At 34.0% G+C, this 22,046-nt stretch carries 20 protein-coding genes and 4 tRNA genes; 22 read left to right on the plus strand and 2 right to left on the minus strand.

Going from position 1 to position 22,046, the window contains the following annotated elements; translation table 11 throughout:
- The first annotated feature begins 1 nt into the window (after position 1).
- Positions 2-2,377: a TonB-dependent receptor gene (locus ABEB18_RS06965; RefSeq protein WP_348798480.1), complete on the plus strand. Its 2,376-nt coding sequence runs from the start codon at positions 2-4 to the stop codon at positions 2,375-2,377.
- A 160-nt stretch (positions 2,378-2,537) separates the two neighbouring features.
- Here the strand turns inward: ABEB18_RS06965 and rnhB are convergent, their stop codons facing one another.
- On the minus strand, positions 2,538-3,197 hold the full coding sequence (gene rnhB, locus ABEB18_RS06970) for a ribonuclease HII (RefSeq protein ID WP_348798481.1): 660 nt from the start codon (positions 3,195-3,197) through the stop codon (positions 2,538-2,540).
- A 330-nt stretch (positions 3,198-3,527) separates the two neighbouring features.
- Between rnhB and ABEB18_RS06975 the strand changes: the two genes are divergently transcribed.
- From ABEB18_RS06975 to ABEB18_RS06990, 4 genes are all read left to right on the plus strand, one after another.
- Positions 3,528-5,492: a putative porin gene (locus tag ABEB18_RS06975; protein ID WP_348798482.1), complete on the plus strand. Its 1,965-nt coding sequence runs from the start codon at positions 3,528-3,530 to the stop codon at positions 5,490-5,492.
- Between the two features lie 8 nt (positions 5,493-5,500).
- Complete coding sequence (locus ABEB18_RS06980) at positions 5,501-5,983, plus strand: 3'-5' exonuclease (protein ID WP_348798483.1); 483 nt, start codon at positions 5,501-5,503, stop codon at positions 5,981-5,983.
- Between the two features lie 82 nt (positions 5,984-6,065).
- Positions 6,066-7,337: a DUF2851 family protein gene (locus ABEB18_RS06985; protein ID WP_348798484.1), complete on the plus strand. Its 1,272-nt coding sequence runs from the start codon at positions 6,066-6,068 to the stop codon at positions 7,335-7,337.
- Positions 7,338-7,420: 83 nt separating this feature from the next.
- Positions 7,421-7,648, plus strand: coding sequence for a PspC domain-containing protein (locus tag ABEB18_RS06990; RefSeq protein ID WP_348798485.1), 228 nt, complete (start codon positions 7,421-7,423; stop codon positions 7,646-7,648).
- A 79-nt stretch (positions 7,649-7,727) separates the two neighbouring features.
- Here ABEB18_RS06990 and ABEB18_RS06995 read toward each other — a convergent pair whose 3' ends face one another.
- Complete coding sequence (locus ABEB18_RS06995; RefSeq protein ID WP_348798486.1) at positions 7,728-9,179, minus strand: amino acid permease; 1,452 nt, start codon at positions 9,177-9,179, stop codon at positions 7,728-7,730.
- A 457-nt stretch (positions 9,180-9,636) separates the two neighbouring features.
- On the opposite strand from ABEB18_RS06995, the gene ABEB18_RS07000 reads away from it, so the two are divergent.
- The 17 genes from ABEB18_RS07000 to rpoB all read left to right on the plus strand — a co-directional run bounded on the left by ABEB18_RS07000 (position 9,637) and on the right by rpoB (position 21,973).
- A complete protein-coding gene (locus ABEB18_RS07000; RefSeq protein ID WP_348798487.1) occupies positions 9,637-10,338 on the plus strand; it encodes a ComEA family DNA-binding protein in 702 nt (233 codons plus the stop codon).
- 18 nt (positions 10,339-10,356) lie between these two features.
- Positions 10,357-11,499, plus strand: a complete 1,143-nt coding sequence (locus ABEB18_RS07005) for an acyl-CoA dehydrogenase family protein (protein ID WP_348798488.1) — start codon at positions 10,357-10,359, stop codon at positions 11,497-11,499.
- A gap of 118 nt (positions 11,500-11,617) precedes the next feature.
- Positions 11,618-11,815: a 30S ribosomal protein S21 gene (gene rpsU, locus ABEB18_RS07010; RefSeq protein WP_348798490.1), complete on the plus strand. Its 198-nt coding sequence runs from the start codon at positions 11,618-11,620 to the stop codon at positions 11,813-11,815.
- Positions 11,816-11,889: 74 nt separating this feature from the next.
- A complete protein-coding gene (locus ABEB18_RS07015) occupies positions 11,890-12,789 on the plus strand; it encodes a tyrosine-type recombinase/integrase (protein WP_348798492.1) in 900 nt (299 codons plus the stop codon).
- 35 nt (positions 12,790-12,824) lie between these two features.
- Positions 12,825-13,127 carry a ribosome hibernation-promoting factor, HPF/YfiA family gene (gene hpf, locus ABEB18_RS07020; RefSeq protein ID WP_348798493.1) on the plus strand — a complete coding sequence of 101 codons (303 nt, stop codon included), beginning with the start codon at positions 12,825-12,827 and terminating at the stop codon, positions 13,125-13,127.
- 90 nt (positions 13,128-13,217) lie between these two features.
- A tRNA-Thr gene (locus ABEB18_RS07025) sits at positions 13,218-13,291 on the plus strand.
- A gap of 29 nt (positions 13,292-13,320) precedes the next feature.
- Positions 13,321-13,401: transfer RNA gene (locus ABEB18_RS07030), tRNA-Tyr, on the plus strand.
- A 91-nt stretch (positions 13,402-13,492) separates the two neighbouring features.
- A tRNA-Thr gene (locus ABEB18_RS07035) sits at positions 13,493-13,564 on the plus strand.
- 54 nt (positions 13,565-13,618) lie between these two features.
- Positions 13,619-14,806 (plus strand): elongation factor Tu, encoded by a 1,188-nt coding sequence (gene tuf / locus ABEB18_RS07040; RefSeq protein WP_348798495.1) that lies wholly within the window; start codon positions 13,619-13,621, stop codon positions 14,804-14,806.
- Positions 14,807-14,858: 52 nt separating this feature from the next.
- Positions 14,859-14,929, plus strand: a tRNA-Trp gene (locus ABEB18_RS07045).
- An 18-nt stretch (positions 14,930-14,947) separates the two neighbouring features.
- Positions 14,948-15,145 (plus strand): preprotein translocase subunit SecE, encoded by a 198-nt coding sequence (gene secE, locus ABEB18_RS07050; protein WP_348798496.1) that lies wholly within the window; start codon positions 14,948-14,950, stop codon positions 15,143-15,145.
- Between the two features lie 10 nt (positions 15,146-15,155).
- Positions 15,156-15,707: a transcription termination/antitermination protein NusG gene (gene nusG, locus ABEB18_RS07055; protein WP_348798497.1), complete on the plus strand. Its 552-nt coding sequence runs from the start codon at positions 15,156-15,158 to the stop codon at positions 15,705-15,707.
- 69 nt (positions 15,708-15,776) lie between these two features.
- Positions 15,777-16,214, plus strand: a complete 438-nt coding sequence (gene rplK, locus ABEB18_RS07060) for a 50S ribosomal protein L11 (protein ID WP_115813558.1) — start codon at positions 15,777-15,779, stop codon at positions 16,212-16,214.
- A gap of 13 nt (positions 16,215-16,227) precedes the next feature.
- Positions 16,228-16,917, plus strand: coding sequence for a 50S ribosomal protein L1 (gene rplA / locus ABEB18_RS07065; RefSeq protein ID WP_281226531.1), 690 nt, complete (start codon positions 16,228-16,230; stop codon positions 16,915-16,917).
- 22 nt (positions 16,918-16,939) lie between these two features.
- On the plus strand, positions 16,940-17,440 hold the full coding sequence (rplJ, locus tag ABEB18_RS07070; RefSeq protein WP_348798498.1) for a 50S ribosomal protein L10: 501 nt from the start codon (positions 16,940-16,942) through the stop codon (positions 17,438-17,440).
- 94 nt (positions 17,441-17,534) lie between these two features.
- Complete coding sequence (gene rplL, locus ABEB18_RS07075; protein WP_025572412.1) at positions 17,535-17,906, plus strand: 50S ribosomal protein L7/L12; 372 nt, start codon at positions 17,535-17,537, stop codon at positions 17,904-17,906.
- 254 nt (positions 17,907-18,160) lie between these two features.
- Positions 18,161-21,973: a DNA-directed RNA polymerase subunit beta gene (gene rpoB, locus ABEB18_RS07080; protein ID WP_348798500.1), complete on the plus strand. Its 3,813-nt coding sequence runs from the start codon at positions 18,161-18,163 to the stop codon at positions 21,971-21,973.
- Positions 21,974-22,046: the final 73 nt, after the last annotated feature.

A 22,046-nucleotide genomic window follows, 5' to 3' on the forward strand; every position in this document is an offset into this window, starting at 1 on the left:
AATGAGAAAATTCCCCCTCTTGATTTTAAGCTTTTTTAGCTTAATTTCCTACTCTCAGATCGGAGTCATTAAAGGAAAAATTATCGACAAACAATCCGAGAAACCCATAATTGGTGCTACAGTTTCGTTAGTAAGTGATGAGAATATAGGCACAGTGACCGATAGTGATGGAAATTTTAAAATGAACAATGTGCCAATAGGAAGACAAAATTTGAATGTTAGTTTTGTTGGATATGAAAACACTTCTGTCTCGGATATTGATGTAACCACTGGAAAAGACAACCTTTTGGTTATTTCGATGATTGAAAAATTTAGTAAGCTAGATGAAGTTGTGATTACTTCTGGTGCTAACAAATCGAAACCTATCAATAAAATGGCGATGGTTTCGGCCAAGCAATTTAGCCCTGAAGAAGTAAATCGTTTTGCAGGAGGCCGAAGTGATGTAGCTCGATTAGTTTCTAATTTCGCAGGTGTTTCTACTGCCGATGATAGTCGAAACGACATTGTGGTTCGAGGAAATTCTCCTTCGGGGATGTTATGGCGAATAGAAGGAATCCCTGTGCCCAATCCGAATCATTTTGCAACTTTGGGAACTACTGGAGGTCCCGTTTCAGCACTCAATCCAAATCTTTTAGCTAATTCTGATTTTATAACATCGGCATTTCCGGCGGAATACGGTAATGCAATTGCTGGTGTTTTTGATTTGAGTTTCAGAAAAGGGAATCCTGACGATTATGAATTTATGATTAGCGCAGGAGCTTATCCAGGATTAGAATTTTTGGCCGAAGGTCCTCTCGGGAAAAAAAGAGGTTCATTTGTCGCTGCCGCTAGATATGGTTTTGTGGGCGTAACTGGATTGGCAGGAACTGATGCACAACCCAATTATAGTGATATTAGTTTTAATGTGGATTTTGGTAAAAGCAAGCTGGGCAATTTTTCTGTTTTTGGAATTTATGGAACTTCGGATATTGATTTTTTAGGAAGTAAAATTGATAAAGAAGATCCTTTTGCCGCACAAGATGAAGATGCTTATGTTACCTCGTCTTTTGGTTCGGTTGGACTGAAACATAATATTGAAATAGGTTCTAATTCCTATTTAAAAACAATTTTGGGCTATTCAGAAGCGGGTAATACCTACAAGAATTACAGGTATTATGATTTTGATACACCACAAGAAAATAGATTGCAGTTTATGAATATTGACAATGCCGAAAATAGATTTACTTTTTCGACTTTGTTCAACTCTAAAATTAATTCAAAAATTACCGTAAGAGCAGGTTTGTTATACGAAAATTATTCGGTCAATGCTGTGTTAACTTCTAGAGAACAACAACAAGATCAAGATGGAGATGGTTATCCTGATTATGTTTCGCTCATTGATAATGATGGAAATTACAATTTGATTCAGCCTTTTGTACAAGGACAATTCCGATTGACCGAAAAACTAACGTTCAATGCAGGATTGCATGGTCAATATTTTTCTATGAATGAAGAATTTGTTCTAGAACCAAGAACCGCTTTGTCTTACACTTTCAATCCTAAGAATATTGTAAGTTTTGGTTACGGTTTGCATCATCAAAATGTTCCTGCTCCTATTTTACTTTTGAATGAATATGTAAAGGGTATTCCAACTCAAACCAATAAAGATTTGGATTTGGTGCAAAGCCAGCATTTTGTTTTGGGCTATGATTTGAAATTTGCAAGCAAATGGAGAGGGAAACTTGAGTTGTATTACCAAGATATTAAAAAAGCTGGTGTAGAATCATTTGCGAGTAGTTACTCAACACTAACTGAGGGAGCTGATTTTGGGTATTCTATTGATAAAACCTCTTTGGTTAGTAAGGGAACTGGATTCAATCAAGGGGTAGAACTTACTGTTGAGAAATTTTTTAGTAAAGGCTATTATGCTATGTTTACTTCTTCTCTTTTTGAAAGCAAGTACAAAGGAAGCGATGGAATAGAAAGAAATTCGCCTTTTAATAACGGATATGTTTTAAATCTTTTGGGAGGAAAAGAATTTAAAATTGGTAAAGAAAAGAAGAACGTTTTTTCAATCGATACCAAGTTTACAACGGCTGGCGGTCGATATTATACGCCAGTAGATCTTGCTGCTTCTAATGCTGCGGGTTACGAAATAAGAGATGATGCCAATGCATTTAGCCAACAATACAGTGATTATTTAAGGCTGGATATTAAATTTGGAATAAAAATCAATAGTAAAACCAAAAAGAGATTCCATCAGTTTTATGTCGATTTTCAAAACGTAACCAATCATACCAATATTTTTACTTTGGAGTACAATCGTTTGACCAATAGTATCGATCAGAAAGATCAGATAGGGTTTTCACCCGATTTTGGATATAAATTTCAGTTTTAATCTAAAAAAAATATTTCCCATATAGGTCATATACGTTTTTTAAGATATCACTTTGTGCATGTTTAAAGCTTTAATGGGCTTTTGAAGAAATAGTTAATTTTGGGTTACAAATAGGAGCTTTGACTTGTATAACTTATATGTTTTAATCTAAAAAAAAAAATCATAAATCCAATGTGAGTTGTTCTGGTAATAATCGAAAACTCATTCGGTGGTATTTGGTTGAGCCGTATTTTTCAATGGCTTCCCGATGTTCTTTGGTTGGGTAGCCTTTGTTTTTTTTCCAGTTGTACATTGGGAATTCCTCGTGAATTTTATCCATGTATTCATCACGGTAGGTTTTGGCCAACACTGATGCGGCTGCGATGCTTAAATATTTAGAATCTCCTTTGATGATGCTTTGGTTTGGAATCGATTTTAGTAATTCGATTTCGGTTTTAGAAAATTGTTTGCCAGAATTGTTTTTTAGTCCCAATTTGGCATTCAACGAACGATTACCGTCAACGATAATAAACTCTGGAGTTGGATTTAATTGTAAAATGCTTTCCTGCATTCCTTTCATCGAAGCATTTAGAATATTGATTTCGTCAATTTCATTCGGAAATAAATGTGTTACAGCAAAAGTTAGGGCTTGTTGTTCGATAATTGGTCTTAGTTTTTCTCTTACTTTCTCTGATAATTGTTTACTGTCATTTAAAATTTCATTGTCAAAATCAGGAGGCAAAATGACAGCAGCGGCCGTTACAGGACCAGCTAGACAGCCGCGTCCAGCTTCGTCGGTGCCAGCTTCGAGTAAAAAGGATGAAAAGTTTTTTTGGAGCATAAGGCTTGTTTTTTAAAAGACAAATATTGCGATTTTTTATTGATTAAAGGTTTTGCGGATACCAAAATGTTGTTGTTATATAGATTGGTTGTTGCGAACTGCGAGAAGGATGGAAGCAAGTTACCAAAGTAACGCGTACAGCCTGACAGTCCCGAAGAAAAAGAGCGTGTAATCGCAATTTTGGTTTGCTCTTTTTTTTCGGGAGTGGCTCGCCCTAATTGTTTGAGAAAGTTGTGTTGTGGTTTGGGTGACTAAATTGAGGTGTTTTTTTATTTATATGTTTTTATCGTTTACCTTTGCCCAATAATCGCCTAATTATAATTTTTTCAGATGAGGATTTTCTTTTCGTTATTTTTTTTAGCTTTTCCAGTTCTTTTGTTTTCGCAGAAAAATAAGCAGGTAAATAGTGCTAAAGAAATTGATTACAATAGTACATACAATGCAACGGATTCGATTAAGAAGAAAAAAGCACCCGAGGCAACTTATGATATGTATCAGATTGTTACTTTGGATAGGGATACAACTTATATTGATACGACACAATCGATCCGAAAAGCATACGGTCATAATTATTTGAGAAAAGATATTTTTGGGTTGTTGCGTTTTCCTAATTTGGGACAAACTTATAATACCTTGCAATACGGATTAAACGGGTTTTCGGCCTATCCTGAATTTGGTTTTACCGCCAAGCAGTTTAATTACATGAAAGCTCACGAGGTTAGATATGCCAATGTTGCTACGCCTGTTACAGAATTGTATTTTAAAACGACGATTCAAAGAGGGCAATCGGCAGATTCTTATTTTACATTGAATGTTTCTCCAAGGCTTAATTTTTCTATTTCCTATAAAGCCTTGCGTTCTGAAGGGCGATACATCAACCAAGAGTCGAAATCTGGGAATTTTAAATTTACTACCAGTTATAACTCTAAAGACGGGCGCTACATTGCCAATATGCATTATATGTCTCAGAAGATTGATAATGAAGAAAATGGTGGTATAACCAATGTTGAGGATTTTACCAGTGAGGATCCTTCATTTGACAATAGAGCTCGTTTGGGAGTTTATTTTGAAGATGCTAATTCGGTTTTAAAGGGGAAACGAATTTTCTTGGATCATGCATTTCGAATTAATAAAACTAAAGGAGAAAATAATTTATACATTACCGATCAGTTTAGTTATGATGATATGTATTATAATTTCAACCAGCAAACTATAGCATCATCTGTTGATGGAGAATCTATAATTCGTTTTGGGGAATCGTTTGTAACGAGTAATCTTAATAATACAACAAACTATAACAGGATGTATAACAAACTTGGAGCGGTTTATGAGAACATGACTTTGGGGAAGTTTACTTTTTTTGTAGATGATGTTCGCTCTAATTATTTTTATAACAACATTTTATACATAAATGGTGTTACAATTGGGAATTTGTTGAGCCAAAAAATCAATACTTTCGGAGGACAATATAATTATAGCAAAGACAAATGGAACGGAAAGTTTTTATATTCTAAATCGGTAACCGATCAAAATTTATTAAATCTTGAGGCTTCTGCTACTTATGATATAAATGATGAGAATAAGCTTTCGGTAGCTTATCAGAGTATGAATAAATTGCCAAATAATAATTATAATTTATTTCAAAGTAGTTATAGAGAATACAATTGGTCTAATGATTTTGTTAATGAAAAAATCAATTCGATTAGTGCTACGGCCGATACAAAATGGGTAACGTTATCGATGCAGTTAAATACAATACAAGATCATTTATATTTTACCGATAAAGATGCTTTGACCCGAAATGATACTACACAAATAGTCAAGCCTTATCAGTACAATAGTTCCATTAATTACGCTTCATTAAAAGTAGCCAGGGAGTTTGTTGTCGGAAAATTTGCTTTGGATAATACGTTATTATTTCAAAAAGTGGATCAATCGGATGCTATTTTGAATGTGCCAGAATTTGTTACCAGAAACACATTGTACTTTACGGATACCTTCTTTAAGAAAAATTTATTTTTTCAGACTGGGGTAGAACTTAATTATTTTTCAAGTTATTATGCCAATACTTACAATCCGATGATTGGTGAATTTTTTGTTCAGGATAATGTAAAAATTGGAAATTATCCGTTACTTGATTTTTTTGTTAATGCCAAGATTCAACGCACCCGAATTTATTTAAAAGCGGAACATTTTAACACTTTGTTTTCTAAGAATAATTATTTCTCTGATGCCAATAATCCTTATAGAGATTTCTTGATTCGTTTTGGTTTGGTTTGGAATTTCTTTAATTAATTTGTGACATGAATTTTGTAGCAATCGATTTTGAAACGGCAACAGGGTATCATCCTTGTTCTGTTGGTATTGTAACTGTTGAGAACGGTATAATTGTCGATGAGTTTGTTACTCTTATTCAACCTCCAAATAACCTATACAATCCTTATACAATCAAGGTGCATGGTATTTATCCCAGAGATACCGCTAATGCAAAATCTTTTATCGAGGTTTATCCAGAAATTCAAAAGCGATTACAAAATCAGCTTGTGGTGGCACATAATGAAAGTTTTGATCGGAATGTTTTGTCTAAATCTATGACGTTTTACGGACTCAATTATGATGAATTGAATATTGGATCTCGTTGGGAATGTACCGTAAAAATTTATAAATCCAAAGGGCTTAAACCTACCACCTTGAGCGATTGCTGTAGAGCCATGCAGATAGAATTAAATCATCATGAAGCCTTATCAGATGCACTCGCTTGTGCCAAACTCTTTATTTTGAAGTAATATTTTTCTTTTTTTATTTTGTAGGTTAATTATTAATTTTAATTTAATGATTAATTTACAACTCGCTTAAAAAGAGAATGATATGAAAGAAGATTTTCTGCATTACATTTGGAAGTATAAACAGTTTGATACACTATTTTTAAAAACTTCAAATCAAGAAGAGGTAATAATTGGTAATGTTGGTCAGTACCTAGAGTTGAGCGGCCCCGATTTTTTTAATGCTCAAATTACAATTGGTACTCAAAAATGGGCAGGAAATGTAGAAATTCATATCAAATCATCTGATTGGTATTTACATCATCATGAAGAAGATAGTAATTATGAAAATGTAATTCTACATGTTGTTTGGGAACATGATTTGGATATCTACCGAAAAGATAATACTGAAATTCCAGTTTTAGAACTGAAAAATTACGTTAGCAAAGAAACTATTGCGAATTATCATAAATTAATAAGCCCAAAGTCCTGGATTTTTTGCGAAAAGCAAATTAACACTATTCCGCAATTCATACTCCTTAATTGGCAAGAGCGTTTGTTTTTTGAAAGATTAGAACGTAAATCAAAACCAATATTAGATATGTTAAGTCTAACTAATAATGATTGGGAAGCTGTTTTGTATTTATTATTGGCAAAAAATTTCGGACTGAATACGAATGGGGAAATTTTTCTGAGTATTGCCCAATCAATCCCTTTTTTAGTGTTGCGAAAAGAAAGTTTTGAAGTCGAAAATATCGAAGCTTTATTGTTGGGAACCGCTGGATTACTTGATAATGAGAATGAAGATGTTTATTTTAAGGACTTAAAGTTTAGATATTTTTATTTGATTCATAAATATCAAATCGAAAAGAATTTTATAACTCCTGTTCAGTTTTTTAAACATAGGCCTGATAATTTTCCAACCATTAGACTTTCGCAATTGGCTAGTTTGTATCATAAAGAACAAAATTTATTTTCAAAACTTATTGGCTTAAATAATCTCGAAAGTATCTACGAATTATTTGATGTTTCGGTTACAATGTATTGGCAAACTCATTATCAGTTTGGAAAAGAAAGCAAAAAGAAGCGAAAAGTATTGTCTAAACCATTCATAGATTTATTAATCTTAAATACTATAGTGCCACTGCAATTTGCATATGCTAAAAGTAAAGGTGAAGAAGTTTCTGAAGATTTAATAGGGCTTCTAAATGAAATGGAACCCGAAAATAATTCGATAATAGATAAGTTTAATTCTTTTGAAATAAAAGCTAAAAGTGCATTTGAAACCCAGTCTTTGTTGCAATTGAAAAATGAATACTGTAATAAATTTAAATGTCTAAATTGCGCAATTGGTATCGAACTCTTAAAACAGAATTGAGTTCGTTTCTTGCTTTAATTCAAAGAAATCTTGAATTGTCAATGGAATAAATTTGTATTTTTGTCGCAATCAATTTCAAAAAAATGCAAGCAATAGTCCGATTAAAATTTTTTTTAGAAAAATATGGCTTTCATGTTTCTTCTCGATTAGCTGATAAATTAGGTATGCGAGTTACTAATGTTCGTTTATTTTTTATTTACATTTCGTTTGTAACTGTAGGTTTAGGATTTGGAATTTATTTGACTTTGGCATTTTGGATCAAACTAAAAGATTTAGTGCGGGCAAAACGAACATCAGTTTTTGATTTGTAAACTATGACTATTGAAATAAAAAAGGATTATAAAGTTTTGAACTCTATAATCCTTTTTAGTATTTATGTCCCGAGGAAATTTAATTTTCTGGGTTGTTCAATTTACTGTTCTTCTTGCCGTATAAGAAGTAAATAGCAACTCCTAAAGCCATCCAAACTACAAGCCTAATCCAGCTTTCGTTTGGTAAAGAATACATCAAAGCTAAACAGATGATAATTCCTGCAATAGGCACGAAGGGTACAAATGGAGTTTTGAAAGCTCTTGGAGCGTCTGGCATACTTTTGCGCATTACCATTACACCAATACATACTAAAACGAATGCTAACAAAGTTCCGATACTTACCATATGCCCCAAATCACTTACGGGTACAAATCCTGCAAAAAGGCTTACAAAAACCAAAAAGAAAATATTAGTTTTCCATGGAGTTCTAAATTTGTTGTGAATAGAACTGAAAAAAGGAGGTAGTAAACCATCTTTACTCATTGTATAAAACACACGACTTTGTCCCATAAGCATCACTAGAATTACGGATGTGTATCCTGCTAAAATAGCTACAATCAAACCAGTCTGTAAAAAATCATATCCTGTTTTTGCAAAAGCTGTTGCAGCAGGTTTTGCATCACCTACAAAGTCTTTGTAGTTTACCAAACCAGTCATTACATGTGCAAATAATACATATAACATAGTACAAACAATTAATGAACCTAATATACCGATAGGCATTCCTTTTTGTGGATCTTTGGCTTCTTGGGCAGCTGTTGATACAGCATCAAAACCAATAAAAGCGAAAAATACTGTTCCAGCTCCAGCTGCAATTCCTGTCCAACCAAATTCACCAAAAACGCCTGTGTTTTCAGGGATGTAAGGTGTGTAGTTTGCGGTGTCTATGTAGCTCCATCCCAAAACAATAAAAACAATTACTACAGCTACTTTTAATACAACCAAGAAGTTGTTTATAGAAGCAGATTCTTTTGTTCCTCTAATTAGTAATAATGATAATAAGGCTACAATAAAAATTGCGGGTAAGTTTATTATTCCGCCATTTATTACTTCGCCATTGCTTAGTTTTAAGGTTTCCCAAGGTGAACAAATATATTCCGGAGGAAGATGTATTCCGTATTTGTTTAATAATTCTAACAAATATCGTGACCAACTAACGCCTACTGTGGCAGCTCCTAATGCGTATTCAAGAACTAAATCCCAACCAATAATCCATGCCATAAACTCGCCCATTGTTGCATAGGAATAGGTGTATGCACTACCTGCAACTGGAATCATCGAAGCAAATTCGGCATAGCAAAGACCAGCAAATGCACAACCAATGGCAGCAAGTATAAACGAAAGTGTAACAGCAGGTCCAGAGTGTTCAGCAGCTGCAATACCAGTAAGTGAGAATAATCCGGCTCCAATAATGGCTCCAACTCCTAGCGCAACTAGTGATCGAGAAGATAATGTTCTTTTTAAGCCTTTTTCAGATTCGGATGCTTCTTCAAGCAGTACCGAAAGAGGTTTTGTTTTCCAAATTGACATACTTTTATATATAGGTTTATTGTTATTAAGCTCCAAATGTATCGTTTTTTGAAAAAAATAAAAACAAATCTTTATTTTTAAGTTAGAAAAATTTTAAATTTTAAGAAAGATTATGTGGTTTTGTTGGTTAGGTGTTGAAAATCACTTATTTATTTTTAAATTAATCAATTGTAAGATTTTATTTGCAACATATTGAATTTTATTATTTTTCCTAATAAATTGATTTTAATTGTGTTAATTTATATTTCGAACAAAAAATTAGCTGTTTTGCTATATGGGTTTTAGAAAGCACATCGATATTTTAAAATTTACTAATGACCAGCGAAAAGGTCTTTGTTTATTATTTATAATTATTATTGTTTTACAGCTAATATGCTTTTTTGCCGATTTTACTAGTATTCCCAAAGAAAATCCAGAAAAACAGCAGTGGATTTCGTTGCAGGCAGATATCGATTCGATGAAAATTCAAAAGTTTAGAGGTAAGCCCACTATGTATCCATTTAATCCAAATTTTATATCCGATTACAAAGGATACAAATTAGGGATGTCTGTTGAGGAAATTGATAGGCTTTTGGCTTTTAGAAAAGAAAATAAATATGTTAATTCAGCTGAAGGGTTTCAGAGGGTTACTAAAGTTTCGGATTCGTTGTTAAAAACGATCGCTCCATTTTTTAAATTCCCTGATTGGATCGCTCGTAAAGGTAAGATGGTTAATACAAATTATTTTTCTAATTCAAAATCCATTAAAAAAGAAACAATAGTGCATTTGGATATTAATCAAGCTACACAAGAAGATTTAATTAAAATTAATGGTGTTGGCGAAGTGATATCGTCACGAATTTTGAGTCAAAAAAATAAACTTGGAGGTTTTGTTTCTATGGAACAACTTAAAGAAGTCTGGGGTTTATCACCAGAGGTTTTGCTTGTTATAAATAAAAATTTTGCTGTTTTAAAACAACCTGAATTAAAAAAGATCGACATTAATAATGCTTCTTTAAAAGAGTTATATCAATTTTTTTATTTTAAAAATGATCTAGCTAGACAGATAATAAAACATAGAAGTATGTATGGTGATTTTAAGAATATTGATGATTTGGCAAAAATTAAAGATTTTCCTATTGATAAAGCAAATATTATTAACTTATATTTGAGCTTTTAATGCAAAATGTTATTTAAGATGAATTTTGATTATAATGAAACGCAAAATTTAGTAATTCAGTCTATTAGGGATTTTGCTGAGAAAAATATAAGACCTCATATTATGGATTGGGATGAATCTCAAATTTTTCCAGTTGAGTTGTTTAAGCGATTGGGTGATATGGGATTTATGGGGGTCTTGGTTCCTGTTGAGTATGGAGGTTCAGGTTTAGGTTACCATGAGTATGTTACAATAGTTGAGGAAATTTCAAAAGTAGATCCTTCTATAGGGTTGTCAGTTGCTGCTCATAATTCATTATGTACAAATCATATTCTAACTTTCGGTAATGAAGAACAAAAAAAGAAATGGCTGCCAAAATTAGCTACTGGTCAATATATAGGAGCATGGGGCTTGACGGAACATAACACAGGATCTGATGCTGGAGGTATGAATACAACGGCTGTTCGTGATGGAGATTACTGGGTGGTTAATGGAGCTAAAAATTTTATAACCCATGCAATTTCAGGAGATTTGGCAGTGGTGGTGGTTCGAACTGGAAAGAAAGGGGATTCTAAAGCAATGACAGCATTTGTTTTTGAAAAAGGAACAGTTGGATTTACTTCTGGTAAAAAGGAAAATAAATTAGGGATGCGTGCTAGTGAAACGGCTGAATTAATTTTTGATAATTGTCGGATTCCTGATGCTAATAGATTGGGTGAGGTGGGACAAGGTTTTGTTCAAGCAATGAAAATTTTGGATGGCGGACGTATTTCAATTGGTGCGTTGTCGTTGGGGATTGCAAAAGGAGCTTTTGAAGCGGCTTTGAAGTATTCTAAAGAAAGACATCAGTTTGGTCGGCCAATATCTGATTTTCAGGCAATCTCTTTTAAGTTGGCTGATATGGCTACCGAAATTGAAGCATCGGAATTGTTGTTGCATAAAGCAGCTTTCTTAAAGGATCAAAACCGACCTGTGACAACTCAGGGAGCAATGGCAAAAATGTATTCGTCTGAAATGTGCGTAAAAGTAGCTAATGAAGCTGTGCAAATTCATGGAGGTTATGGTTATACCAAAGATTATCCAGTTGAAAAGTTTTATAGAGATTCCAAATTGTGTACAATTGGAGAGGGGACTACAGAGATTCAAAAACTAGTGATTTCTAGAAATTTATTAAAGAATTAAAAGTTTAGATTTTTTATTTTGTTGAGATTTTTATTTAGGTAAAATAATTTTAAATATAATTTATTATTTGAAAATAATTTTTAACTTTGCGGTCTTAACGAAAGGAGGTGATAAAATTATGTTAATTATACCAATTAAAGACGGAGAAAATATCGATAGAGCACTAAAGCGCTATAAAAGAAAATTTGATAAAACTGGAACTGTTAGACAGTTGAGAGCTCGTACGGCTTTTATAAAACCATCAGTTATCAATAGAATGAAAATTCAAAAAGCGGCTTATATCCAAGCATTAAAAGATAGTATAGAGAATATCTAATAATATTAGTGCTGTTTAAATAAAATTACCGTTAGTGGTTAAAGTTTCTTAACTTTGATGCTAACGGTTTTTTTATGGCTACAAATAATATAAATGCATTTCGAGATTATCTTCAATTTGAAAAAAAATATTCTCCTCATACAGTAAATGCATATTTAAATGATATTTCTTATTTTCAGATTTTTAACAAAGAGGTTTTTGGTCAGGAAACAATTGATCGGGTGAATTACAGTCAAATTAGAAGTTGGATTGTTTCGCTTGTGAATGATGGGGTTTCGAATGTTACAGTGAATAGAAAAATCGCTTCTTTGAAAGCTTTTTATAGATTTCTTTTAAAAATTAAGCAAATAGAGATTAATCCGTTATTGAAGCATAAGGCTTTGAAAACGGAAAAAAAACTTCAAATTCCATTTTCTGAAAAAGAACTTGCAAATGCTTTGTCACAGGATTTATCTGTTGATGGGTTTCTTCAAGTGCGGGATAGGTTGATAGTAGAATTGTTTTATTCTTCTGGAATACGTAGAACCGAACTTATTCATTTGAAAATTTCGAATATAAATACGGTTGATAAGACTATAAAAGTACAAGGCAAAAGAAATAAAGAAAGGATTTTGCCTGTTTTGCCAGTGGTTGTAGAGCAATTTCAGGTTTATATCAAAGAGCGTTCTTTGATGGAAAACGTGGTAGATAGTGATTATTTATTTGTTTCTCAAAAAGGGTTAAAATTAAGTGATTCTTTTGTGTATCGATTAATAAATTCATACTTTAGTAGTGTCTCAAGTAAAACAAAAAAAAGTCCACATGTATTAAGACATACATTTGCGACTCATCTATTGAATAACGGGGCAGATTTGAATTCGGTTAAAGAATTATTAGGTCATTCGAGTTTGGCTTCAACACAAATATATACTCATAGTAGTTTAAATGAGCTTAAAAAAGTGTACAAAGAGGCACATCCTCGGAATAAAAAATAATTCTATTGTGTTTAATTTTTTTAAATAGATTGATTATGAAGGTAAATGTTCATGCTGTTAACTTTAATGTTGACAAAAAACTAGTAGATTTTGTTCATGAAAGAATGGATAAGTTGGAAAAATACTATGATAGAGTCGTTGCTTCGGATGTTTTTTTAAAAGTAGAAAAGACAAGTGAGAAGGAAAATAAAATTGTTGAAATAAAAATAAATGTTCCTGGAGATGATTTTTTGGTAAAAAAACAATGCAAGTCTTTTGAGGAAGCAGTAGAACAATCGGCGGAATCGCTAGAGCGATTGCTGGTAAAACGTAAAGAAAAGTTAAGAACATATAATTAATTTAAAATTTTTTCAAAAAATGTTTTGATTAAAGGATAAAATCTATACATTTGCAGTCCGTTAGAAATAGCGGACTTTTTTTTTGAAAATGCCGATGTAGCTCAGCTGGCTAGAGCAGCTGATTTGTAATCAGCAGGTCGTGGGTTCGAGTCCCTCTATCGGCTCTTTTTTTTTGAAATATTGTTTAAGGTCAGGGGAGATACTCAAGCGGCCAACGAGGGCAGACTGTAAATCTGCTGTGAAAACTTCGCAGGTTCGAATCCTGCTCTCCCCACAAATAAGAAAGTAAGATTTTGGATTGTAAATTTTGGGTTTTGAATAAAATCTCAAAATTTAAATTCAGGAGTCTAGAATCAGAACTCTCTGCCGGTGTAGCTCAGGGGTAGAGTGCTTCCTTGGTAAGGAAGAGGTCTCGGGTTCAAATCCCGACATTGGCTCAATTAAGTAGGAAATTGAAATAAATATATAAACTAGATTAAAAATTAAGTAAAATGGCAAAAGAAACCTTTAACCGTTCGAAACCACACTTAAATATTGGTACGATCGGACACGTAGATCACGGTAAAACTACTTTAACAGCAGCAATCACAAAAGTGTTATCTGATGCTGGATACTGTCAAGCAAAATCATTTGATCAAATTGATAATGCTCCTGAAGAAAAAGAAAGAGGTATTACTATTAATACATCACACGTTGAGTACGAAACTGCTAACCGTCACTACGCTCACGTTGACTGTCCAGGTCACGCGGATTACGTAAAAAACATGGTTACTGGTGCTGCTCAAATGGATGGAGCTATCCTTGTTGTAGCTGCAACTGACGGACCAATGCCACAAACTCGTGAGCATATCCTTTTAGGACGTCAAGTAGGTATTCCACGTATTGTTGTTTTTATGAACAAAGTGGATATGGTTGATGATGCTGAGTTGTTGGAATTAGTTGAAATGGAAATCAGAGACTTATTGTCTTTCTATGAATATGATGGTGATAATTGTCCAGTTATCCAAGGTTCTGCTTTGGGAGGATTGAACAATGACGCTGCTTGGGTTCCTAAAATTATTGAATTGATGGAAGCTGTTGATGCTTGGATCGAAGAGCCAGAGCGTGATGTTAACAAACCTTTCTTGATGCCAGTTGAGGACGTATTTACAATTACAGGACGTGGAACTGTTGCTACAGGTCGTATCGAAACTGGAGTTGCTAACACTGGAGATCCAGTAGAGATCATTGGTATGGGAGCTGAAAAATTAACTTCTACTATTACAGGGGTTGAGATGTTCCGTAAAATCCTTGATAGAGGTGAGGCTGGTGATAACGTAGGTTTATTGTTAAGAGGTATTGATAAAGAATCTATCAAAAGAGGTATGGTTATTATCAAACCAGGTTCAGTAAAACCACACAAAAAATTCAAAGCTGAAGTTTATATCTTGAAAAAAGAAGAAGGTGGACGTCATACTCCATTCCACAATAACTACCGTCCACAGTTCTACGTACGTACAACTGACGTAACTGGAGTTATTTCTTTACCAGAAGGTGTAGAGATGGTAATGCCTGGGGATAACTTAACGATCAATGTTGAGTTGTTAAGCCCAATCGCAATGAGCGTTGGTTTACGTTTTGCTATCCGTGAAGGAGGTAGAACAGTAGGTGCAGGTCAGGTTACTGAGATTGTAGAATAATTCTAATATAATACGAAACCAGTGTCGTGTTATAATGACACTGGTTTTTTCTACGGGCGTAGTTCAAGGGTAGAATAGCGGTCTCCAAAACCGTTGATGGGGGTTCGAATCCCTCCGCCCGTGCAAAATAAACGAATCACTATGACAAAAGTTGTTAATTATATATCGGAATCATTTGAGGAATTAAAATCAAATGTAACTTGGCCTGAGTGGGCTGAAGTACAACGTCTTACGATTGTTGTCGCTGTCTTTTCAGTGGTATTTGCTTTAGCAACATGGGGAGTAGATGAAGCATGTGCAAAAATATTATCTGTATTTTTTAATTGGATAAAAGCATAATTTTTTTGTAATGGCAGAAAATAATATTAAGAAGTGGTATGTAGTTCGTGCGGTAAGCGGACAAGAAAACAAAGTAAAAGCTTATATCGAAACAGAAATAGCTCGTTTAGGAATGAGTGATTATGTTTCGCAAGTTCTTGTGCCTACTGAAAAAATAGTAACTGTAAAAGAGGGGAAAAAATTATCAAAAGATAAAGTTTACTTTCCTGGATATGTTATGTTGGAGGCTAATTTAGTTGGTGAAATTCCGCATATCATTAAATCTATCACTAGTGTTATTGGATTCTTAGGAGAAACAAAAGGAGGTGAGCCTGTTCCCTTAAGAATGTCAGAAGTAAATAGAATGTTAGGTAAAGTGGATGAGTTAGCTGTAAATACAGATACTCGTTCAATACCATTCAGCTTAGGAGAAACTATTAAAGTGATAGATGGTCCATTTAATGGATTTAACGGTACAGTTGAAAAAATAAATGAAGAAAAGCGTAAACTTGAGGTAATGGTGAAAATTTTCGGAAGAAAAACTCCTTTAGAATTGAGTTTTATGCAAGTTGAAAAAGTATAATTTTTGTTACATCTATAATAATCACTACAATCGCTTCCAATGATTGTTGTGTTAAATTTTTTTTAAAAAATGGCTAAAGAAATTAGTAAGGTAGTTAAACTACAAGTTAAGGGAGGTGCTGCGAACCCGTCGCCACCGGTTGGACCTGCTTTAGGAGCTGCTGGGGTGAACATCATGGAGTTCTGTAAGCAATTTAATGCTAGAACACAAGATAAACCTGGCAAAATATGCCCAGTACAAATTACTGTGTATAAAGACAAATCATTTGATTTTGTTGTTAAGACTCCTCCAGCGGCAGTACAGTTAATGGAAGCTGCGAAGCTAAAGTCAGGATCAGGTGAGCCAAATCGTAAAAAAGTAGCTAGTGTTACTTGGGATGTTATCAAGGCAATTGCTGAAGATAAAATGGTAGATTTAAATGCATTCACAATCGAATCTGCAATGAGTATGATTGCTGGAACAGCTAGATCTATGGGTATAACTGTATCAGGAGATTCTCCTTTTTAATTAAGAAAAAGACATGGCAAAATTGACGAAAAAGCAAAAAGTGGCTGCTTCAAAAATTGAAAAGAACAAATTGTACTCTTTAAAAGATGCTGCTGCATTAATTAAAGAAGTTGCTTCTGCAAAATTTGATGAGTCTGTTGATATCGCTGTTCGTTTGGGTGTAGATCCAAGAAAAGCAAATCAAATGGTGAGAGGTGTGGTTACATTGCCTCATGGAACAGGAAAGGATGTTAAAGTGTTAGCATTGGTTACTCCAGATAAAGAAGCGGAAGCTAAAGAGGCTGGAGCAGATCATGTTGGTCTTGATGATTACTTACAAAAAATTAAAGACGGTTGGACAGATGTAGATGTAATTATCACTATGCCAGCAGTTATGGGTAAATTAGGACCGTTAGGACGTATTTTAGGGCCTAGAGGTTTAATGCCAAACCCTAAAACAGGAACAGTAACAATGGATGTTGCTAAAGCTGTTGCAGAGGTTAAAGCTGGTAAAATTGACTTCAAAGTTGATAAAACTGGTATCGTACATGCAGGAATTGGTAAAGTTTCTTTTGGAGCTGAACAAATTGTTGACAATGCACACGAAATTATTCAAACATTAATCAAACTTAAACCAACTGCTGCTAAAGGTACCTACATTAAAGGTATTCACCTTACAAGCACAATGAGTCCTGCAATTGCTTTGGACCCAAAAGCAGTATAATTGGTAGTTAAAAATTTTTAGTATGACTAGAGAAGAAAAATCAATCGCGATTGAAGATTTAACTGCACAGTTAGCTGGTACAAACATTATATATGTATCTGATATTTCTGGATTAGACGCAGAAACAACTTCAAGCTTGAGAAGAGCTTGTTTTAAAGCTGGAGTTAAATTAGAGGTAGTTAAGAATACATTGCTTGCTAAAGCAATGGAAGCTTCAGATAATGATTATGGTGATTTACCTTCTGTATTGGCAGGTAATAGTGCTATATTTATTTCAGATGTAGCAAATGCTCCTGGGAAAATCATTAAAGATTTTAGAAAAAAATCATCTAAGCCTGTATTGAAAGGTGCTTACATCAATTCTGAAATTTATCTTGGAGATGATCAATTAGAAGCATTATCTACAATTAAATCTAAAGAAGAGCTTATTGGTGAAATCATCGGATTATTACAATCACCAGCTCAAAGAGTTATTTCTGCTTTGCAAAACCAATTCGCAGGTAGCGAAGAGGCAGAAGCTTAATACTCAAAGCAAGGGATTTTACTTCCTTGTTGCTTAAAATAGCGCACAATAAATAAATTATATTTTTACAAATCATTTTAAAAAGATAGAAAAAATGGCAGATTTGAAACAATTCGCAGAGCAATTAGTTAATTTAACAGTAAAAGAAGTTAACGAATTAGCAACAATATTAAAAGATGAGTACGGTATCGAACCAGCTGCTGCAGCTGTTGTAGTTGCTGCTGGTGGTGGAGAAGGTGCTGCTGAAGAGGCTCAAACAGAATTTACAGTTGTATTGAAAGAGGCTGGTGCTTCTAAATTAGCTGTTGTTAAATTAGTAAAAGAACTTACAGGTTTAGGTTTGAAAGAAGCTAAAGATGTAGTTGACGGAGCTCCAAGTACTGTTAAAGAAGGTGTTTCTAAAGAAGAGGCTGAAGGTCTTAAAAAATCTTTAGAAGAGGCTGGAGCTGTTGTTGAGTTAAAATAACAAAATACCAGTTTAGATCTAGGTTTAGACCTTGGACAAAAGTGTCCAAGGGTCTAAACCATTTTTCGTATAATAAAATATATCAAGTTTTATTATAAAATAGTTTAAAATACGAAAAAGTTTTTAATCGATACGAAGAAAGAAAATGAACGCCTTGTTGATTTTTAAAGATGTATAGATTATAAAAGAAAAGTATAATTAAACCGTGTTTTTACACAAAAAACTACTTTTTTTAATCAAAATTTTGTTCATTGATGATAACAAATCAGACTGAAAGATTGAATTTTGCCTCTACAAAAAATATACCTCAGTATCCAGATTTTCTAGATGTTCAGGTAAAATCGTTTAAAGATTTTTTTCAATTAGAAACTAAATCTGACGAAAGGGGCGACGAAGGATTATACAATACCTTCATGGAAAATTTTCCAATTACAGATACAAGAAATAACTTTGTATTGGAATTCCTAGACTACTTTGTAGATCCACCACGTTACACCATTCAAGAATGTATAGAGAGAGGTCTTACTTATAGTGTGCCTTTAAAAGCTAGATTAAAGCTATATTGTACAGATCCGGAACACGAAGATTTTGAAACTATTGTACAAGATGTTTATCTTGGTACAATTCCTTACATGACACCAAGTGGTACTTTTGTAATCAACGGAGCAGAGCGAGTTGTGGTATCACAATTGCACCGTTCTCCAGGTGTTTTCTTTGGACAATCATTCCATGCAAATGGAACTAAATTATATTCTGCCAGAGTAATCCCTTTTAAAGGTTCTTGGATAGAATTTTCTACAGATATTAACAGCGTTATGTACGCATATATCGATAGAAAGAAGAAATTACCAGTGACAACTTTATTCCGTGCTATTGGATTCGAAAGAGATAAAGATATTCTTGAAATTTTCGACCTTGCCGAAGAAATTAAAGTTTCTAAAACAGGATTAAAAAAATATATTGGTAGAAAATTAGCTGCTCGTGTATTGAACACTTGGCACGAAGATTTCGTTGACGAAGATACTGGAGAAGTTGTTTCTATCGAGCGTAACGAAATTATTCTTGATAGAGATACAATTATCGATAAAGATAATGTTGAAGAAATCATCGATTCTAATGTAAAATCTATTTTGTTACATAAGGAAGATAATAATGCAGTTGATTATTCTATCATCCACAATACATTACAAAAAGATCCAACAAACTCAGAAAAAGAAGCTGTTGAGCATATCTACAGACAGTTGCGTAACGCAGAACCGCCTGATGAAGAAACTGCTCGTGGTATTATAGATAAATTATTTTTCTCTGATCAACGTTATAACTTAGGTGAAGTTGGTCGTTATAGAATTAACAAAAAACTTGGTCTTGATACTCCTATGGAAAAGCAAGTGCTTACCAAAGAAGATATCATTACTATCGTAAAATATTTGATCGAATTAATTAACTCTAAAGCAGAGATTGATGATATTGATCACTTATCTAACCGTCGTGTTAGAACAGTTGGAGAGCAATTGTCTCAACAATTCGGTGTTGGTTTGGCTCGTATGGCTAGAACTATTCGTGAGAGAATGAACGTTAGAGATAACGAGGTGTTTACACCAATTGATTTGATCAATGCTAAAACATTATCATCAGTTATCAATTCTTTCTTTGGAACAAATCAGTTATCTCAATTTATGGATCAAACGAATCCATTAGCAGAGATTACGCACAAAAGAAGACTTTCTGCACTTGGACCAGGTGGACTTTCGAGAGAAAGAGCTGGATTCGAGGTACGTGACGTTCACTACACGCACTATGGGCGTTTATGTCCAATTGAAACTCCTGAGGGACCAAACATTGGTTTGATTTCTTCTCTTGGTGTTTATGCGAAAGTAAATGGAATGGGATTCATCGAAACACCTTACCGTAAAGTAACAAATGGTGTTGTTGATTTAGAATCTACTCCTATCTACTTGAGTGCTGAAGAGGAAGAAGGAATGTTGATTGCACAAGCTAACATTAAAATGGAAGCTTCAGGAGAGATTACTGCCGAAAACGTAATTGCACGTCAAGAAGGGGATTTCCCTGTAATTGACCCGTCTCAAGTTGATTATACGGACGTTGCTCCAAATCAAATTGCTTCTATTTCGGCTTCTTTGATTCCTTTCTTAGAGCATGATGATGCGAACCGTGCATTGATGGGATCTAACATGATGCGTCAGGCTGTACCATTGATACGTCCTGAAGCTCCAATTGTAGGTACTGGTTTAGAGCGTCAAGTAGCTTCAGATTCTAGAGTATTGATTAATGCTGAAGGACATGGAGTTGTAGAATATGTTGATGCAAATATTATTACTATCAAATACGATCGTTCTGAAGAAGAAAGAATGGTAAGTTTTGATGCTGATGAGAAAACATATAACTTAATTAAATTTAGAAAAACCAACCAAGGAACCAGTATCAATCTTAAACCAATCGTAAGAAAAGGGGATAGAGTTGTTCCTGGACAAGTACTTTCTGAAGGATATGCTACTCAAAATGGAGAATTAGCTTTAGGTAGAAACCTTAAAGTTGCCTTCATGCCATGGAAAGGGTATAACTTCGAGGATGCGATAGTGATTTCTGAAAAAGTTGTTCGTGATGATATCTTTACTTCTATCCACGTAGATGATTATTCATTAGAAGTTAGAGATACTAAATTAGGTAACGAAGAATTAACGAATGATATTCCGAATGTTTCTGAAGAGGCTACCAAAGACTTAGATGAAAACGGAATGATTAGAATTGGTGCCGAGGTTAAGCCTGGTGATATTTTGATCGGAAAAATTACTCCAAAAGGAGAATCTGATCCAACACCAGAAGAGAAATTGTTAAGAGCTATCTTCGGGGATAAAGCTGGTGATGTGAAAGACGCTTCATTAAAAGCTTCTCCATCATTACATGGTGTAGTTTTAGATAAAAAATTATTTGCAAGAGCTGTAAAAGACAAACGTAAACGTACTCAGGATAAAGATGCTTTAGGAGCACTTGAAATGGAGTTCGAAGTGAAATTTGTTGAGCTTAAAGATAGATTGATTGAGAAACTTTTCAATATTGTAAACGGAAAAACTTCTCAAGGTGTAATGAATGATTTGGGTGAAGAAGTTCTTCCAAAAGGTAAAAAATACACCCAAAAAATGCTTTATGCAGTTGAAGATTTCGCTCACTTAAGTAAAGGTCAATGGGTTGCTGATGATGCAACTAATACAATGGTTAATGATTTGATTCATAACTATAAAATTAAATTGAACGATTTACAAGGAGCTTTACGTAGAGAGAAATTTACAATTACTGTTGGGGATGAATTGCCATCTGGTATATTGAAATTGGCTAAAGTTTACATTGCCAAAAAACGTAAGTTGAAAGTTGGGGATAAAATGGCGGGACGTCACGGAAACAAAGGTATTGTTGCTCGTATTGTTCGTCATGAAGATATGCCTTTCTTGGAAGACGGAACACCTGTTGATATCGTATTGAACCCACTTGGGGTACCTTCACGTATGAACATCGGTCAGATTTACGAAACAGTATTAGGTTGGGCTGGTATGAATTTGGGTAGAAAATTTGCTACTCCAATTTTTGACGGTGCTTCTCTTGATGAAATCAATGCTTTAACTGATGAAGCTGGGGTGCCACGTTTTGGACATACTCATCTTTACGATGGAGGTACTGGAGAGCGTTTCCACCAAGCAGCAACAGTTGGAGTTATCTATATGTTGAAATTAGGACATATGGTTGATGATAAGATGCACGCACGTTCGATCGGACCATACTCGTTGATTACGCAACAACCACTTGGAGGTAAAGCTCAATTTGGAGGTCAACGTTTTGGAGAGATGGAGGTTTGGGCACTTGAAGCTTATGGAGCATCAAGTACATTACGTGAAATCTTGACTGTTAAGTCTGATGATGTTATTGGTAGAGCTAAATCTTACGAGGCTATCGTAAAAGGTGAATCTATGCCAGAACCAGGATTGCCAGAATCTTTCAATGTATTAATGCATGAGTTGAAAGGTCTCGGACTTGACCTTCGTTTAGAAGAATAATATTTTAGTATTCAGTGTTCAGATATTTAGTAATCAGTGATAAACTGAATGTTAAATTCTGAATACTGAACAC

Source organism: Flavobacterium adhaerens (assembly GCF_040045115.1).
GTDB lineage: Bacteria > Bacteroidota > Bacteroidia > Flavobacteriales > Flavobacteriaceae > Flavobacterium > Flavobacterium adhaerens.

What these genes read in the sequence shown, in the direction of transcription:
- rnhB (WP_348798481.1), bottom strand. Translation starts at nt 3,197, where the DNA reads ATGCTCCAAAAAAACTTTTCATCCTTTTTACTCGAAGCTGGCACCGAC.
- rplJ (WP_348798498.1), top strand. Translation starts at nt 16,940, where the DNA reads ATGACTAGAGAAGAAAAATCAATCGCGATTGAAGATTTAACTGCACAG.
- tuf (WP_348798495.1), top strand. Translation starts at nt 13,619, where the DNA reads ATGGCAAAAGAAACCTTTAACCGTTCGAAACCACACTTAAATATTGGT.
- ABEB18_RS06985 (WP_348798484.1), top strand. Translation starts at nt 6,066, where the DNA reads ATGAAAGAAGATTTTCTGCATTACATTTGGAAGTATAAACAGTTTGAT.
- rplA (WP_281226531.1), top strand. Translation starts at nt 16,228, where the DNA reads ATGGCAAAATTGACGAAAAAGCAAAAAGTGGCTGCTTCAAAAATTGAA.
- ABEB18_RS06975 (WP_348798482.1), top strand. Translation starts at nt 3,528, where the DNA reads ATGAGGATTTTCTTTTCGTTATTTTTTTTAGCTTTTCCAGTTCTTTTG.
- rpsU (WP_348798490.1), top strand. Translation starts at nt 11,618, where the DNA reads ATGTTAATTATACCAATTAAAGACGGAGAAAATATCGATAGAGCACTA.
- nusG (WP_348798497.1), top strand. Translation starts at nt 15,156, where the DNA reads ATGGCAGAAAATAATATTAAGAAGTGGTATGTAGTTCGTGCGGTAAGC.
- rplK (WP_115813558.1), top strand. Translation starts at nt 15,777, where the DNA reads ATGGCTAAAGAAATTAGTAAGGTAGTTAAACTACAAGTTAAGGGAGGT.
- ABEB18_RS06990 (WP_348798485.1), top strand. Translation starts at nt 7,421, where the DNA reads ATGCAAGCAATAGTCCGATTAAAATTTTTTTTAGAAAAATATGGCTTT.
- ABEB18_RS06995 (WP_348798486.1), bottom strand. Translation starts at nt 9,179, where the DNA reads ATGTCAATTTGGAAAACAAAACCTCTTTCGGTACTGCTTGAAGAAGCA.
- ABEB18_RS07000 (WP_348798487.1), top strand. Translation starts at nt 9,637, where the DNA reads ATGAAAATTCAAAAGTTTAGAGGTAAGCCCACTATGTATCCATTTAAT.
- secE (WP_348798496.1), top strand. Translation starts at nt 14,948, where the DNA reads ATGACAAAAGTTGTTAATTATATATCGGAATCATTTGAGGAATTAAAA.
- hpf (WP_348798493.1), top strand. Translation starts at nt 12,825, where the DNA reads ATGAAGGTAAATGTTCATGCTGTTAACTTTAATGTTGACAAAAAACTA.
- ABEB18_RS07005 (WP_348798488.1), top strand. Translation starts at nt 10,357, where the DNA reads ATGAATTTTGATTATAATGAAACGCAAAATTTAGTAATTCAGTCTATT.
- ABEB18_RS07015 (WP_348798492.1), top strand. Translation starts at nt 11,890, where the DNA reads ATGGCTACAAATAATATAAATGCATTTCGAGATTATCTTCAATTTGAA.
- ABEB18_RS06980 (WP_348798483.1), top strand. Translation starts at nt 5,501, where the DNA reads ATGAATTTTGTAGCAATCGATTTTGAAACGGCAACAGGGTATCATCCT.
- rplL (WP_025572412.1), top strand. Translation starts at nt 17,535, where the DNA reads ATGGCAGATTTGAAACAATTCGCAGAGCAATTAGTTAATTTAACAGTA.
- rpoB (WP_348798500.1), top strand. Translation starts at nt 18,161, where the DNA reads ATGATAACAAATCAGACTGAAAGATTGAATTTTGCCTCTACAAAAAAT.
- ABEB18_RS06965 (WP_348798480.1), top strand. Translation starts at nt 2, where the DNA reads ATGAGAAAATTCCCCCTCTTGATTTTAAGCTTTTTTAGCTTAATTTCC.